The sequence below is a fragment of the Spiroplasma endosymbiont of Polydrusus pterygomalis genome (assembly GCF_964030635.1).
In the GTDB taxonomy this organism is placed as follows: domain Bacteria; phylum Bacillota_I; class Bacilli_A; order Mycoplasmatales; family Mycoplasmataceae; genus Spiroplasma.
This window is the reverse complement of sequence record NZ_OZ034909.1, coordinates 918,772-934,595: the sequence shown is the minus strand read 5'-3', so window position 1 is coordinate 934,595 and position 15,824 is coordinate 918,772. Positions and strand designations below refer to the sequence as shown.

Genomic DNA, 15,824 nt, shown 5'->3' with positions numbered 1-15,824 from the left:
AAATTATAAACAATAATAAAATTTAATTTTTAAGATGATAATGTATCAATTACTCCGCACAAAACCGCAACTGATCCTGCAATAATTGAAATTATTTCACCTATTCCTGTAAATGCTGAAGCGCCAGCGGCTACAGAAACCCCTCAACCAACATTTTGACATCAATCAAGACTAGAATCAGAGTTAGAATTTTCTAAATTTTGTATTTTATTATCTAATTTATTAATCATATTTGTTAAAGTATCAATACTTTCTTTTATTCCTTTAACAGTTTTATTTAATTCTTCTATCTTAGATGTATTGTTTATTATTCTTAAAATAATAGATAAATCTCGAATATATCCTTTGGCTGTTTCTTTTCATTCACTTGATGAATTCAAATTATTTTTTCAATTGTCTATATGGGATTTTCATTGTTTAAATAATGGGTCATTAATTATTTTATTTTTAATTTCATTAATTTTAGTTTTAGTATTAAAAATTAGTTTTTTACTAAGTCCTGCAGAATAAACATTACTGTTATTTTTTACAACTAATTCAGCTGAAAAACTTTCAGTAAAACCCGAATATTCACTTTTATTAATAATTTCAAATTGAGAAATATCTAATTTAGGATATAAATATTTAATTTTATTTAAAATACTAACGTTATTATTGTCTTCAATTAATTCTAAGTTAATAATATTATTGCTATTATTTGTTGATCTTTTTTGTCTTGAATTATTAAAATCATTATTAAAATTATTAATATAATTATTTTCATATATAGCACCATCATCTATAATATTAACAGATTCTAAATAATAAGAATTACTAAATACATTACAAGCAACTGTAATTTTTATTCTTTTTTGTCTGTTGCTTTTCTGTCAAACATCATTAATTTGATTTCAAGAATTAAAAATAGGTCGAGCAATTAAAGTTTCTGGTAAGTCATCACAATTTCCATCATTAATTTCTCCTACATATTCGCTTTGAACTCCGCGATTTTTATGTTTTTCAATTAAACTTTTAAAAATATAATCATATTGATATGGGTTATTTTTTTGATAGTTGTGAATAATTCTTTCTCAAGAGTTTGGATTAAAAATTCCAGTTATTCTTCCTTTTGTAAAAATTTTGTCTCCAGAACAACTAAAATAAATATCTGTTTTAATTTCTCTCTTAATTATATTTAATTTCTCTTTTTTTTGATAAGGGCTAGCGGCAATTGTTGTTGGTACAGCACTTCCTCCAATTGTTAACACACTTAATAAACTAAGTAATTTTTTCATACTTGTTTTTCTCCTTTTCTTAATCTTGAAACTTTTTTATCAAGATCTATCCTCATTGTATATATATATATATATATATACAAGCAAAATTGGTAATTATTTTAAAGGCTTTTATCTTGTTAAAAAGCTATTATTACGCGTTTTAAGACCTAAAATAGTAATAAAATATATTAAGTTTAGTATTTTATGTATAAAAAGTATTGTATTAGTAAAATAATAGTATATAATGAAGGCATAGGTTTAATCTTTTTCCGTAAAAAAGAGTTACGCTGACTTGTTAATCGGACAAGGATAAAAAAAGAGGAGTTTATAAAATGGCACTTATAAAAGAACAATTAATCGAACAAGGTTTAAGTGAAGAAATTGCAGAAAATATCTTAAATCAGTTTAATAATGAAGCAAAGCAAATTAGAGAAAGTGTGCAAAAACGCGAAGATGTTATATCAAAAGAAGACTTTATTAAATTATCTAATGAATTAGATGAATTAAAAGCCTTTAAAGATGTTCCATCTACTAAAATTGAAGATATTAAAACTAATTTAGAAAAAGTTAGTGGTAGTTCTTTATTTGAAAAAATGCAAACTTTAAAAGAATTAAAACCTGATTTGTTTGTCGAAGAACAACCATCAGTTTCACCAACTAATTTAATTAAAGATATGATTGAAAATTCGGTTGAAAATAAAAATGATGAAATTGAAACTATTAAAGAAAAAGGAGCATATACTCCAGAAGAAATTAAGAAATTAACTGATTATACACTTAAAAACCTTAGATAATAAGGGAGTGAATATTATGGCAACAATTAATTTGCCGCAAGTACATTTTACATTACAAGGTAATACAACAGGTCAAAAAGCCTATGTTGATATGGTTAACGCTATGCTAAGAGGACCATTAATGAATGAGCATGCAAGTATTATGCAATATGCAACTGCAACTGCTGAACAAGTTGCTTGATTACCTAATGCAGGACAAGCATTATATAATTTAACTCATCGTGTGGTATGACAAGATGATTATTCATTACCAAATGGTGGGGCAACTCAAACAATGGGATTAACAAGAATTCCGGTGCCTATTAATAAAAGATTTAATTTAAAATTAATGAATGAAGCATTTGACTTAGCAATGATAGAACAAAATATTAAAAATGGTGTTATTGCTGATGCTATTGCTAGTGTTGTACAGAATAAATTTGTTAATTTAGAATGTGAATTAATTCAGGCTATTTATGATTATTGTTTAGCAGATGGTCAATATGAAGTAATTCCATTTCGTGGTTATACAGCAGATAATGCTGATGATGCAAATAAAGCATTCTTTACATTAAATGAAACTTTGATTGAATTAACAAATCAAATTAGTAATTTATATTTTGGTTTACCAACCGATAAAATGTTTATGGTTTTAGGACGAAGATCCTATTTAGGATTAACACCTGCTTATTTAAAAGTAATTGGTTCACAAGCTCAATTAAAAGCAATGGTTAACGGTGAATTATATGAAAATACCGCAATGGGTATTCCGGTATCAAAAAGTTTTCATTTAGAAAAAACATATACAAAAGGACAAGTTAACCGAGATAAAGGTTATAATTTTACTAATATAAATGGTTTACTTATTAATAAACAAGTATGAGCATATCCAATTAATATGGATACTATTCAACAAGTTTTAGATAATGATACTGCTAACCCTAAATGAATTGGTAAAGTACAATATGCAACACCAACAATTTTATATCCAAAAACATGTAAGATTATTTTAGAAAAAGAACCAACACAAGAAGAAATAAATACTGCTAAAAGTAATTTAAATAAAACATTTAGAGTGCCGGTTGATTATGAAATTTCTACACCAATAAATACAACAAAATCTAATGTAATTTTAACACCAGATGTTGCTAAAATAGATATTAGTAAAATAAATAAATTAGATAAACCAATCATTAATTTACCAGATCCCAAAGATGTTAGTGATGGATGATTAAAACCACAATTTAAAGACGTTGTTTTAAAAGCAGTTAAAACTGTAGATAGTTCTTTAACTGAAAATGATTTTGATTATTCTATTAATCCTAAAGGTGAAGACTGACCAATTGATATTACAAATGATAAAATTGTTGAAGTTTTAATTGAAGGTAAAAACAAAGCAACTGGTAAAACAAAGTCAATTGAAGTAGTAATTAAAAATTCTTAATAAACAATGAATTTATTAATATTACGAATTTTAACTTTATTAACAGAAAATTTAGGAAATAAACCTTTAATAAATAAGTTTGTTAATTTAATTAATAAGGTTAATAAGTTTGCTTCATATTATGCTAATCCTTTTCAAAAGATTACAAATAAAATTGAAGATATTTATCAATGATTAAATCCATTTACTTATTTAAATTTAATTAAAAAAGGTCATAAAAAAGAAATTCAACAAATATTAAGTAAATTAGAAAAAGATAACAATATTAAAAATAGAGAACAATTTAAAAAAGAAAATTATCTAAACACTAATTGACAACCTTTAAATAGTAGTTGGCTTAATAGTGGTATGTTTAATATAACAAATAAGTTAACTTTAACAGGTAATTTAACTATTTTAATATATACAAAAACAGCAAAACACCCGAAGTTTTATGGTCCATATGTTTATCCTAGTGTTCCAGTTGAAATTTGAAAATTATTAAGTAATGCTGTATCTAATGCAGGAACTTTATTTTGGCGTTATTGATTAAGAAAATGATTACCTAGTCATTTAAGAGATTATATTAAAAAACGATTACCAAAAGAATTAAAAGAAAAATACCCAAAAGGAAATATCAAATTAACATTACCACATATTCAAAAATTACAACAAATTAAAAGGTTTATTAATAATTTAAAGATTGGACACTTTAATTTCAATTTTGCTGGTGAAATTAATAATAAAAAATGATATCGAGAGCGAAAAAGTGATGTTAAAAATATTAATAATTTATATAAAACACCAGTTAAAAGTATGTTTTATAAAACTAATCAAACTATTAAAAAAATTAAAAAAGTACAAAGAAAAGTTAATGGTTATAAACTATCTAATTTAAGAAATAAATATCGAAATCAATTAAGGGGTGTATTATATGGAAAGTAATTTAAGTAATTTGTTATTTATAACAGTTGAAGATGTTAAAGAAAGTAAACTTTGACAACCTATTAATGACCGTAAGCAATCTGCTTATAATGATAATTTAATTTATAATGCTATTTTAAAAACTAGTTTATGAATGGATAGATTATCAGGTGGGACAATTTCAGATAAAATAAATAAAAAAGATTTATTTCCCTGAGTTAAAAAAGATAATACTGGTTTAATTGAATATGATAAATGATTAAGTTATATTCAATCTGCTTGTTTATTAGCAGTTATGAATTGATATTTGCCAAAAGGAGTTAATGATTTAACTGGTAGTGCTTCATTTTCACAAGGTGGAGTTGCTTATTCACAAACTAATGACCCTGAAGCAAATGAAAATATTACTCGTGATGTTAAAAATGCTTTAAAATTAGCTGGTGAAATAATTGATATTATATCTAGTAAAACAGTTACGAGACCATATAATTATCATTTAGGGAATTATGCTCATCCTTGAGAAGAAGAATATAAATATATTACGAAAAAAACATTTTATGACAGTTTATTATTTTATTTAAAAGAACGCGTTCAAACTGATAACACTATTAATATTACTCATCCAACAATTATCGATTATAGTAAAATTGATTATAATGAATATATTAAACTTGTTGTTCCGTTTGATAATGATACGATTTATTATGATAATGGGGTTTGAAAAACAAATATTTCAGATTGAGAAATTGTTGATACCAGTGATTTAGATAATACAAGGTTTGATTATGAAATACAAAATTGAAACAAAGAAAATTATAAATACAATATTTGAATTAAAACAAGTAATCAAAATCATTATTATTTATCAACATACAAAAATTTTGAGGGAAAAATAACTGTTGGTTCATTTGAATTAGGAAACGTTTTTTCTCATCGTGTAGAATTAGAAGGTGATGGAATTATTGCTATACGTACTGGTGGGACAGATGGAACACTTTCTGATTTACACATTGAAAGAAAAAAAGTAAGTTAGAAAGGGGTTTAATTAATGAAGCAAGATAAAACAACTTGATTAAAGGGTGCATTACCTTGAAATTGATTTAAAAAAGATCCTATTCCAACTTATAATTGAACTCATAAAGATATTAGAGAATGAGAAAGAAAATATAAAATTAGGAGTTGAGTAGTTAGTTTTTATACTTTAATATTTTTAGCATTAAATTGTTGATTGGAATATGGAATGATTGATGCAATTAAAGGAAAAATTGATTGATATAATTATGGTCAATATTGAGGCAATGGTATTGCCATTTTATTAACACCTTTATTTACACATGGAATTCAGGGTATATTTGTTGCTAGTAGTAAACCAAAAGTAGATATGAAAATTGATATTCCACGATTAAAATTATCTAAAATGGGATTATTATTTACAATTTTACCTTTAATTACTTTAATAATTTCTTTAATTATTATTTTAATTGATAAATTAAAATGAAAAAAAGACCATTTAAGACATTGTTTAGATTGTCGGATTAATCCGCGTGTTATTCAACCAAGAATAGCAAAACAATGAAATAATTTAGATGGTATAACAGAAGAAATATTTAAAAATATACAAAACGAAAATATTAAAAAACAAAAACAAGAAGAAAATAACAAAAAATTAAATATAAATAATAATTATGAAACTAATAATTAAATTTTATTAAAATAGACTATATATAGGGGTGGTAGATATTTTGGGTGGTTATATAGCTTAATTTATAAATTATTTTGTTCTGAAAGAATGGATGGCCACTGTTTGAGTAAGGATAAGAAAGGAAACAAAAACATGAATGAAACATTAATGATTGCTTTACTTGTGTTAGCTGGTGCTGGTGGAATGGGTAGTCTTGGTATTCTTGGATTATCTGCTAAAAAAATTAAAAAATATAAAGCAGAACTTAGAGAATTGAGAACGGCTGTTATTGCCCACGAAAAACATTTACGAGGACCTGATTATGCAACAGAATTAGCCCTTAAAACAGGTCAAATTAAAAATGTTAAAAAACAAGTTAAAGTAAACGACAAAAAACAAGCACAAAAAGATGCTATTAGACAACTAACAAATAGTATTTAAAAAAATAACCAATTAAGGTTATTTTTTATTTTTCTTTGTTGTGACTTATATAAAAATTAATAAGATATTCTATTCGTTGTGAATAAGTATCAAAGTTAGATAATTTATTTCAAATTTTTTCTTCATTTTTATTTAAGTAAATATTAACATTTCGAATTTTACAAGAATAATATTTTCCTGTTTTTTGATTATATGATTCTTTCATAATATTAAACCTCATAATTAGCAATAATAATGGCATCTCGTAAATGATTACTTATCTTATCATTATTATATTTTCAACCTTTACCATATTGATAAATTAAATTACTATCTTTATCAAATTCTCATATACAACTATCATTATATTTACTTAAATTTTCCATATTTTTAACAATTGATTTAGTATGTTTTGGTGATACTCAATTAATATTGTGCACTTTTTTTGTATTGTATTTAACTGTTCCAATTACTTTTAATAAATCATCCCTATCTTTACTTGCATTAGCAGATGTATATAAACAATCTTCAATATTAATAATTGCATCTGGTCTTAATACATCTAAAATAATATCGGGTTGTGTAATTCAATCATAATGTGTATATTCGGATTTATCAATTAATTTATTATCTTTAAAAGTAACGATAGCAGTAGTACCAGTCCCTGATGGGTCAATACCTATTTTTATCAAGTTGCTCATTCTTCATCATTATTATTAACTGTTGGTACTACATTAGAGATATCTTCTTCTTTAACTACATTATTGTTTGTATCCGCTATTTCTATATAAGATGAGGTATTTATATTGTTTGATAAGGGTTCATCGCTCATATGCCCCTTATTTTTGGCGACAGTAATATCATTAAAAGGTATATAATCAAAATTACCATCTTCTTTAATTTCTTTTTCATCTAAATCAATGTCAGTAATATCTACACCTAATTCTTGGGCTAATTTACGATATAATTTTGCTTCAACCATTTCTTTTGGTCATTTATTTCAAGGCGAATATTCACTATTTCCACTTGGACTACTATTTTTTAAACGGTCAATATCGGCTTTTCTTAATAAAATTCCTTTTGTTTCACCAGTTAAACGATTAATTCCAAAAGCATAAGCACCAATAATATTTTCATATTGACTGGTATTTGTCATAAAATCTATTTCATGTAATTTTGGTTTTTGTAAATCGGTATCTCATACAAATTTTTCACTTTTATAAATAATTCCTCGTTTTAACATTCAATTTTCTTGTTCCATTCTTTTTTGAAACACACTACTATCAATAATAGTTGTTAATTTATTTTTAAATGGAATAATATTAAAATCTTTTCCGAATATTAAACCTTTATTACTTAAATTAATAATTCCTAAGGCTGTAATTTTTCCATTATCAGCATTACCCACTAAATTCATATAACTTTGATTATTTTTTAATTTTAGTTCTTGTAAAGAAATTAAATTTTCTTGTAAATATTTAGCATTAACATTTAATTCATATGCTTTAACTGCTGTTGCTACTAATTCTTTTATTCCCATTTGATTATTCATAATTATTTCTCTCCTTTATTTATTTTGAATTTAATTCCATTAACACCAATAGTATTAATGTTTTTATTACTATCTCATTGTTTTTTAATTTCGTTTTTAACAATTTGTTCATCAACAATTAAATAATTTTTAATTAAATTAATAAGTTCTAATTTATCAGCATTTTGTAAAAAATCATCATTAACACCCAAAATATCAATATCTTTAATTAATATTTTTTCTTTCCGAAATTTACTAGTAGTTTTTTCTAAATCTTGTTCTATTTTTGCTACATCTTCCATAACACGAACTTGTTCATCTTCAATTTGGTCCATGTCTAACCCCATATCAGGCGTTAAGTTATTAGCATATTCAACCCTATTTTCTTGTTCTTGTTTTTTAGTTTGAATAAACTGTTGTTGTTTTAAGTATTGAACTTGTATTAGGCTATTTTTAATTTCAATTTTATTATTTTGAAGTACTTTTTCTAAATTAATAATATTAACTCTAATTCGATTTAATTCATCTTTAAAATCTTTTATTAATTCTAATGGTTCTCTAAAAACAAAATCAATTTTACTAATAGCACTGGGTATATCTTTTAAATGTATATCTTGATAACCATTTAATGCATAATGATTAAGATGACGATAGATAAACTCTGCTAATTCTTTACCGTGATTATCAATTCAATTTTTAATCGGTAATGCTTTTAAACTTAATTCTTTAAAATCATTACCTTTTAAATAAAATGGATAGGTAATATTTTTAATTTGATTATTTAACTTTAAATCTGCCATAATTAAATTTCCTCCAAATTCATATCCATAATTAAATTATCAATATATTCGTAAGCAGTCTCTTCTGAACAACATTCTTCTAATGCGATATTAAATAAATCTTCTTCGCTATAAACATAACCACTTTCATCTTTTCACATATTATTCATAATTTATCACTTCGTAGTCTGCTTCTTCATCTTCTAAATAATCATCTATTAAACCTTTAACCTCATCAATTTCATATCATTTTAAATTTAAATCAAAATCTTTTGGCAATGAAATATTACCTACATGTCGCTCTTCATTACCAAATTTAAGATATAAATTTAATTCTCAACTCATATCATAGTCACTATCAATTTGTGCATAAATAATATCTTTATTACTAATTTTTAATGCGTTATTATTAATTCATTTTTCATTTAAGTAATCACTAATACAATATGACATTTTCTTATTCCTCCTAATTATTTTTATTGTTTAATGCTAAATGTTCATCCGTAATATCTTCTTGCGATACTGAATAACTTTTAAGCATTAATTCATTCAATTTATTTTCTTTATTGCATTCTTTATGAAAACAATAACCTCAATATCTTTGTTTAAGACAAATTTTATTTAACTTTTTCATATAAAAATCCTAAATTATTTGATTGATTTTTTTCTCAATTTGTAATATTTTTCAACCATCTGATGCTAAATCTAAAATATCGTTAATTTTGTAATGTTGCATATAAGAAGCAATAACGTCTCATTTATCTTCAAATAAATTTAAGTACATTTTTGCTCATTCTAAACACTGTAAATCATAATGATTTTTATGATGAGAAATACGACAATTAACAGGTTGACAATTCACTCAATCAAATAATGTTGTTATTTCATTTCAAGTTTTATTAATATACAAACTTTTATATTCCATTATATTTCCTCCTATTTTTAATTTGCTGGCACTCACTCCCAAGTGAAAGTGCCAAAGCGAGAATTAGTTATATAAGTATTTATCTATTTATTTACTACGCCATCCGCTTCACTAGGGGTGAGCGGTGGCGATAATATATTTAATATTTGTTTATTATTAGATAATAGACAGTTGTTTTTATGAGGTAAAGCCAGAGAATTCTCTCTCTTCATCCGCACCATTTCAGGTCAAAACGTTCAGTTTTTAAAATAAATTCACTTGCACCTTGAAGAGCCTGGTGCTGGCGTTGTGGTTTGTAGAACCGCTGCCATCCTCGATGGGACAATATATATCGCAAATTTATTTATAAAGTGGCCATCTCTATTTTTATTGTCGTTCGATGTTGACCTTGCACTTATCACGACTATCGCTTAGTTTAAATATAACCAGCGCCGATTTACATATTTCCTCATACACTATTTCAGTACTTGCCTCGGCTGGCTGTGGAAATGAGCTTAAACTCATGTTCTTATGGAAGCACTTAGTTATTTAAAATAACCGTCCCACACTGCATTAAGTTGTTTTATAAAATCAAAGTTTAAAATAACCAGTTTCTCAATCAAAGATAATTTTTGAATTTTCTATTTTTTGATAAAATCGCTTTTGTTTCTTATCTTTTGTACGATTTAATAAATCTTTGTGTTTATCACAAGTTCATAAAACTTTATTTGATAAAAATTCTTCGGTAATGAATGATATTGATTTATAGCAATTATCAACATCACAGATTGTTTGTTGCGTATTAATTTCCATTACTTACTCCTTTCTTTGATATTAAGTTTTTTTATTTATTAGCCAAATTAATTAACTAAAACAGAGAAAGGACAACACCTTAAATTAGGAGAAAAAAAAGGTACACTTTGTAATGATTTATAAGATATTTAATAAATGTGTAAACAACTTTAAGTTAACGAAAAAGTTGCGATAAAAAGTTTCTATTTTAAGAATTTAAGATGCTGCCCTTTCTCTGAATTAATTAATAATTATGGGTTTACAAATAAAAAAACAACCCTTTTTATTTAACAAGAGTTGTTTTTTGGAGGTTCATCGTACACGATGCCAATTAAAAAAATAAAAAAAGATCTAAATAAAACAATAATTCATTCAGATCACGGATATCAATATACATCTAAAGATTATAATAGTAAATGTTTAGATAACAAAATTATAATTTCAATGGGTAAAAATTATCATTGTGCAGACAACATTATTATTGAAAGTTTTCATTCATTACTTAAAAAAGGAACAATCCATAATAAAAATTATAAATCTCATAATGAATATATTAATGATGTTAAAAAATGAAATAAATGATATTCAAACCAAAAAGAAAAATATATAATAAATGAAAGTTTGTAAACCTTTTTATTAACACTTACTTTTTTGGGTGCAGTCTATTCCACTTATTAATATATCTTGTTTAAAATCTGAAACTACAATTTCATCATTCTTATTTTCAATGATAGTTTTATTATCAATTGATGTTTCTACATTTGAACATTGTTTTGCTTTTCAAACCCCATTATCATAATAAATCGTATCATTATCAAACGGAACAACAAGTTTAATATATTCATTATAATCAATTTTACTATAATCGATAATTGTTGGGTGAGTAATATTAATAGTATTATCAGTTTGTACTCGTTCTTTTAAATAAAATAATAAAGTTTCATAAAATGTTTTTTTCGTAATATATTTATATTCTTCTTCTCAAGGATGAAAATAATTTCCTAAATGATAATTATATGGTCTATCTACTGTTTTACTAGATATAATATCAATAATTTCGCCTGCTAATTTTAAAGCATTTTTAACATCACGAGTAATATTTTCATTTGCTTCGGGGTCATTTGTTTGTGAATATGCCACACCACCTTGTGAAAATGAAGCACTACCAGTTAAATCATTAACTCCTTTTGGTAAATATCAATTCATAACTGCTAATAAACAAGCAGATTGAATATAACTTAATCATTTATCATATTCAATTAAACCTGTATTATCTTTTTTTACTCATGGAAATAAATCTTTTTTATTAATCTTATCTGAAATTGTCCCACCTGATAATCTATCCATTCATAAACTAGTTTTTAAGATAGCATTATAAATTAAATTATCATTATAAGCAGATTGCTTACGATCATTAATAGGTTGTCAAAGTTTACTTTTTTTAACATCTTCAACTGTTATAAATAATAAATTATTTAAATTACTTTCCATATAATACACCCCTTAATTGATTACGATATTTATTTCTTAAATTAGATAGTTTATAACTATTAACTTTTCTTTGTACTTTTTTAATTTTTCAAATAGTTTGATTAGTTTTATAAAACATACTTTTAACTGGTGTTTTATATAAATTCTTAATATTTTTAACATCACTTTTTCGCTCTCGATATCATTTTTTGTTATTAATTTCACCAGCAAAATTAAAATTAAAATGCCCAATCTTTAAATTATTAATAAACGTTTTAATTTGTTGTAATTTTTGAATATGTGGTAATGTTAATTTAATATTTCCTTTTGGGTATTTTTCTTTTAATTCTTTTGGTAATCGTTTTTTAATATAATCTCTTAAATGACTAGGTAATCATTTTCTTAATCAATAACGCCAAAATAAAGTTCCAGCATTAGATACAGCATTACTTAATAATTTTCAAATTTCAAATGGAACACTAGGATAAACATATGGACCATAAAAATTCGGGTGTTTTGCTGTTTTTGTATATATTAAAATAGTTAAATTACCTGTTAAAGTTAACTTATTTGTTATATTAAACATACCACTATTAAGCCAACCACTATTTAAAGGTTGTCAATTAGTGTTTAGATAATTTTCTTTTTTAAATTGCTCTCTATTTTTAATATTGTTATCTTTTTCTAATTTATTTAATATTTGCTGTATTTCTTTTTTATGACCTTTTTTAATTAAATTTAAATAAGTATAAGGATTTAATCACTGATAAATATCTTCAACTTTATTTGTAATCTTTTGAAAAGGATTAGCATAATATGAAGCAAACTTATTAACCTTATTAATTAAATTAACAAACTTATTTATTAAAGGTTTATTTCCTAAATTTTCTGTTAATAAAGTTAAAATTCGTAATATTAATAAATTCATTGTTTATTAAGAATTTTTAATTACTACTTCAATTGACTTTGTTTGACCAGTAGCGTTGTTTTTACCTTCAATTTGTACAAAAACCTTTGTATCATTTGTAATATTTATTGGTCAATCAACACCTTTACTTTCAATAAAGTAATTAAAGTCACTTTCAGTTAAATAAATATTTACGGCTTTAACTGCTTTTAAAATAGCATCTTTAAATTGTGGTTTTAATTGTTCGACTGTTGTTTGTGTTGGGTCCTCTATATGAATAGTAGGTGTATCTAATTTATTAATTTTACTAATATCCATTTTAGCAACATCTGGTGTTGAAATTGCATTAGATTTTGTTGTATTTATTGGTGTATAAATTTCATAATCAACCGGCACTCTAAATGTTTTATTTAAATTACTTTTAGCAGTATCAATTTCTTCTTGTGTTGGTTGTTTTTCTAAAATAATTTTACATGTTTTTGGATATAAAATAGTTGGTGTTGCATATTGTACTTTACCAATTCATTTAGAGTTAGCAGTATCATTATCTAAAACTTGTTGAATAGTATCCATATTAATTGGATATGCTCATACTTGTTTATTAATAAGTAAACCATTTATATTAGTAAAATTATAACCTTTATCTCGGTTAACTTGTCCTTTTGTATATGTTTTTTCTAAATGAAAACTTTTTGATACCGGAATACCCATTGCGGTATTTTCATATAATTCACCGTTAACCATTGCTTTTAATTGAGCTTGTGAACCAATTACTTTTAAATAAGCAGGTGTTAATCCTAAATAGGATCTTCGTCCTAAAACCATAAACATTTTATCGGTTGGTAAATCAAAATATAAATTACTAATTTGATTTGTTAATTCAATCAAAGTTTCATTTAATGTAAAGAATGCTTTATTTGCATCATCAGCATTATCTGCTGTATAACCACGAAATGGAATTACTTCATATTGACCATCTGCTAAACAATAATCATAAATCCCCTGAATTAATTCACATTCTAAATTAACAAATTTATTCTGTACAACACTAGCAATAGCATCAGCAATAATACCATTTTTAATATTTTGTTCTATCATTGCTAAATCAAATGCTTCATTCATTAATTTTAAATTAAATCTTTTATTAATAGGCACCGGAATTCTTGTTAATCCCATAGTTTGAGTTGCCCCACCATTTGGTAATGCATAATCATCTTGTCATACCACACGATGAGTTAAATTATATAACGCTTGTCCTGCATTAGGTAATCAAGCAACTTGTTCTGCTGTTGCAGTTGCATATTGCATAATACTTGCATGCTCATTCATTAATGGTCCTCTTAGCATAGCGTTAACCATATCAACATAGGCTTTTTGACCTGTTGTATTACCTTGTAATGTAAAATGTACTTGCGGCAAATTAATTGTTGCCATAATATTCACTCCCTTATTATCTAAGGTTTTTAAGTGTATAATCAGTTAATTTCTTAATTTCTTCTGGAGTATATGCTCCTTTTTATTTAATAGTTTCAATTTCATCATTTTTATTTTCAACCGAATTTTCAATCATATCTTTAATAAAATTAGTTGGTGAAACTGATGGTTGTTCTTGCACAAACAAATCAGGTTTTAATTCTTTTAAAGTTTGCATTTTTTAAGATAAAGAATTGCCACTAACTTTTTCTAAATTAGTTTTAATATCTTCAATTTTAGTAGATGGAACATCTTTAAAGGCTTTTAATTCATCTAATTCATTAGATAATTTAATAAAGTCTTCTTTTGATATAACATCTTCGCGTTTTTGCACACTTTCTCTAATTTGTTTTTCTTCATTATTAAACTGATTTAAGATATTTTCTGCAATTTCTTCACTTAAACCTTGTTCGATTAATTGTTCTTTTATAAGTGCCATTTTTATAAACTCCTCTTTTTTTATCCTTGTCCGATTAACAAGTCAGCGTAACTCTTTTTTACGGAAAAAGATTAAACCTATGCCTTCATTATATACTATTATTTTACTAATACAACACTTTATGTAAAAATAAATAAATTTAATATATTTCATTGCTAATTTACCCCTTAAAACGTGTATTAATAGCTTTTTAACAAGATAAAAGTTTTTAAAATAATTACTAATTTTGCTTGTATATATATACTGGGAATAGATCTTGATAAAAAGTTTCAAGATTAAGAAGCGGAGAAAAACAAGTATGAAAAAGTTACTTAGTTTATTAAGTATATTAACTATTAGTGGAAGCGCTATGCCAACAATAATTGCTGCCAGTCCTTATAAAGAAGAAGAAATTAAATTAGAAAATAATGGTATTATTTATTCACAAACAAATAATTTAGAAAATTTAAAAAGAGATAAAAGACAATATGAAAATAGTAATTTAAATAATTTTAATTATAATGATGTTTTTTTAACTCCGCTAAGAAATACATGAAGATATTTTGCTGTTTCTATAAGAAATGCCGCAGCTAATATAATCGGAAACATAAGAATGTCTGATAATGCTGCTTTAGCTGCTTCAACACTTTCAGCAGCAATTATTGGTGCAATTGCTGCTGCCCCAGATTATGAAAATATGGGTCGTAATGCTTTAAATAATGCTTTAACAACTATTGCTGGAATTGTTATTGTAAGACTAACGGCCGGTAATGCAACTAACCTTACTCAACGAATAAGAGAGGCGAATGTAAATCAAAATGGTGTCTCAATTGGGGTTCAAGTTGATGGAGAATTTAATTCTGTTGAAATTAGAAGAAATCCAAATAATGTTACGATAGTTGAAATCGGAGATATAAATGATATTCCAAGCAATCAATGATTAAGTTCCATAGAAGCTAGAGAAGTCTAGAAATAATAGACACAGAACACTTGATGAATGTTATCAAGTTGTTGTTAATCCTAATTGTTAATTAATATTGTTATTAAATCTATATAAAAATAATGGAAGTAAA

General features: G+C 24.9%; 23 protein-coding genes. 8 read left to right on the top strand and 15 right to left on the bottom strand.

Annotated elements, in window-relative coordinates; translation table 4 throughout:
* Positions 1-29: 29 nt before the first annotated feature.
* Positions 30-1,274 carry a hypothetical protein gene (locus tag ACQH23_RS06075; protein WP_425377646.1) on the bottom strand — a complete coding sequence of 415 codons (1,245 nt, stop codon included), beginning with the start codon at positions 1,272-1,274 and terminating at the stop codon, positions 30-32.
* A 314-nt stretch (positions 1,275-1,588) separates the two neighbouring features.
* Between ACQH23_RS06075 and ACQH23_RS06070 the strand changes: the two genes are divergently transcribed.
* From ACQH23_RS06070 to ACQH23_RS06045, 6 genes are all read left to right on the top strand, one after another.
* Positions 1,589-2,050 carry a hypothetical protein gene (locus ACQH23_RS06070; protein WP_425377645.1) on the top strand — a complete coding sequence of 154 codons (462 nt, stop codon included), beginning with the start codon at positions 1,589-1,591 and terminating at the stop codon, positions 2,048-2,050.
* A gap of 16 nt (positions 2,051-2,066) precedes the next feature.
* Positions 2,067-3,473, top strand: coding sequence for a hypothetical protein (locus ACQH23_RS06065; RefSeq protein ID WP_425377644.1), 1,407 nt, complete (start codon positions 2,067-2,069; stop codon positions 3,471-3,473).
* 6 nt (positions 3,474-3,479) lie between these two features.
* Positions 3,480-4,397 (top strand): hypothetical protein, encoded by a 918-nt coding sequence (locus ACQH23_RS06060; protein ID WP_425377643.1) that lies wholly within the window; start codon positions 3,480-3,482, stop codon positions 4,395-4,397.
* Positions 4,387-5,409, top strand: coding sequence for a hypothetical protein (locus tag ACQH23_RS06055; protein ID WP_425377642.1), 1,023 nt, complete (start codon positions 4,387-4,389; stop codon positions 5,407-5,409). Before ACQH23_RS06060 ends, ACQH23_RS06055 begins: the two co-directional genes overlap by 11 nt.
* A gap of 15 nt (positions 5,410-5,424) precedes the next feature.
* Positions 5,425-6,078, top strand: coding sequence for a hypothetical protein (locus ACQH23_RS06050; protein WP_425377641.1), 654 nt, complete (start codon positions 5,425-5,427; stop codon positions 6,076-6,078).
* An 87-nt stretch (positions 6,079-6,165) separates the two neighbouring features.
* Entirely contained in the window at positions 6,166-6,498 is a 333-nt protein-coding gene (locus tag ACQH23_RS06045) for a hypothetical protein (protein ID WP_425377640.1), read from the top strand.
* Between the two features lie 25 nt (positions 6,499-6,523).
* On the opposite strand, the gene ACQH23_RS06040 is transcribed toward ACQH23_RS06045, so the two are convergent.
* The 9 genes from ACQH23_RS06040 to ACQH23_RS06000 all read right to left on the bottom strand — a co-directional run bounded on the left by ACQH23_RS06040 (position 6,524) and on the right by ACQH23_RS06000 (position 10,504).
* Complete coding sequence (locus ACQH23_RS06040) at positions 6,524-6,703, bottom strand: hypothetical protein (RefSeq protein WP_425377639.1); 180 nt, start codon at positions 6,701-6,703, stop codon at positions 6,524-6,526.
* A gap of 4 nt (positions 6,704-6,707) precedes the next feature.
* Positions 6,708-7,178 (bottom strand): hypothetical protein, encoded by a 471-nt coding sequence (locus ACQH23_RS06035; protein ID WP_425377638.1) that lies wholly within the window; start codon positions 7,176-7,178, stop codon positions 6,708-6,710.
* Positions 7,163-8,029: a recombinase RecT gene (locus tag ACQH23_RS06030; RefSeq protein WP_425377637.1), complete on the bottom strand. Its 867-nt coding sequence runs from the start codon at positions 8,027-8,029 to the stop codon at positions 7,163-7,165. Before ACQH23_RS06030 ends, ACQH23_RS06035 begins: the two co-directional genes overlap by 16 nt.
* 2 nt (positions 8,030-8,031) lie before the next feature.
* Complete coding sequence (locus ACQH23_RS06025; protein ID WP_425377636.1) at positions 8,032-8,808, bottom strand: hypothetical protein; 777 nt, start codon at positions 8,806-8,808, stop codon at positions 8,032-8,034.
* Positions 8,809-8,810: 2 nt separating this feature from the next.
* A complete protein-coding gene (locus ACQH23_RS06020) occupies positions 8,811-8,957 on the bottom strand; it encodes a hypothetical protein (protein ID WP_425377635.1) in 147 nt (48 codons plus the stop codon).
* Positions 8,950-9,240, bottom strand: a complete 291-nt coding sequence (locus ACQH23_RS06015; protein WP_425377634.1) for a hypothetical protein — start codon at positions 9,238-9,240, stop codon at positions 8,950-8,952. The genes ACQH23_RS06020 and ACQH23_RS06015 overlap by 8 nt, the downstream gene beginning before the upstream one ends.
* Before the next feature lie 13 nt (positions 9,241-9,253).
* The gene (locus ACQH23_RS06010; protein ID WP_425377633.1) at positions 9,254-9,421 is read right to left on the bottom strand and encodes a hypothetical protein; all 168 of its coding nucleotides are present in this window, start codon (positions 9,419-9,421) and stop codon (positions 9,254-9,256) included.
* A 9-nt stretch (positions 9,422-9,430) separates the two neighbouring features.
* Entirely contained in the window at positions 9,431-9,748 is a 318-nt protein-coding gene (locus ACQH23_RS06005; protein WP_425377632.1) for a hypothetical protein, read from the bottom strand.
* A 516-nt stretch (positions 9,749-10,264) separates the two neighbouring features.
* The gene (locus ACQH23_RS06000; protein WP_338955090.1) at positions 10,265-10,504 is read right to left on the bottom strand and encodes a hypothetical protein; all 240 of its coding nucleotides are present in this window, start codon (positions 10,502-10,504) and stop codon (positions 10,265-10,267) included.
* Between the two features lie 276 nt (positions 10,505-10,780).
* Here ACQH23_RS06000 and ACQH23_RS05995 point away from each other — a divergent pair, with 276 nt between their 5' ends.
* Positions 10,781-11,110 carry a hypothetical protein gene (locus ACQH23_RS05995; protein WP_425377631.1) on the top strand — a complete coding sequence of 110 codons (330 nt, stop codon included), beginning with the start codon at positions 10,781-10,783 and terminating at the stop codon, positions 11,108-11,110.
* Between the two features lie 9 nt (positions 11,111-11,119).
* On the opposite strand, the gene ACQH23_RS05990 is transcribed toward ACQH23_RS05995, so the two are convergent.
* The 5 genes from ACQH23_RS05990 to ACQH23_RS05970 form a co-directional block, all read right to left on the bottom strand.
* Positions 11,120-11,974: a hypothetical protein gene (locus ACQH23_RS05990; RefSeq protein WP_425377630.1), complete on the bottom strand. Its 855-nt coding sequence runs from the start codon at positions 11,972-11,974 to the stop codon at positions 11,120-11,122.
* Positions 11,964-12,881 (bottom strand): hypothetical protein, encoded by a 918-nt coding sequence (locus ACQH23_RS05985; protein WP_425377629.1) that lies wholly within the window; start codon positions 12,879-12,881, stop codon positions 11,964-11,966. Before ACQH23_RS05985 ends, ACQH23_RS05990 begins: the two co-directional genes overlap by 11 nt.
* A gap of 6 nt (positions 12,882-12,887) precedes the next feature.
* Entirely contained in the window at positions 12,888-14,294 is a 1,407-nt protein-coding gene (locus tag ACQH23_RS05980) for a hypothetical protein (protein ID WP_425377628.1), read from the bottom strand.
* 82 nt (positions 14,295-14,376) lie between these two features.
* Entirely contained in the window at positions 14,377-14,511 is a 135-nt protein-coding gene (locus tag ACQH23_RS05975; RefSeq protein WP_425377627.1) for a hypothetical protein, read from the bottom strand.
* A gap of 3 nt (positions 14,512-14,514) precedes the next feature.
* Positions 14,515-14,772, bottom strand: a complete 258-nt coding sequence (locus ACQH23_RS05970) for a hypothetical protein (RefSeq protein WP_425377626.1) — start codon at positions 14,770-14,772, stop codon at positions 14,515-14,517.
* A 298-nt stretch (positions 14,773-15,070) separates the two neighbouring features.
* Here ACQH23_RS05970 and ACQH23_RS05965 point away from each other — a divergent pair, with 298 nt between their 5' ends.
* On the top strand, positions 15,071-15,721 hold the full coding sequence (locus ACQH23_RS05965; protein WP_425377625.1) for a hypothetical protein: 651 nt from the start codon (positions 15,071-15,073) through the stop codon (positions 15,719-15,721).
* Positions 15,722-15,824 lie beyond the last annotated feature (103 nt).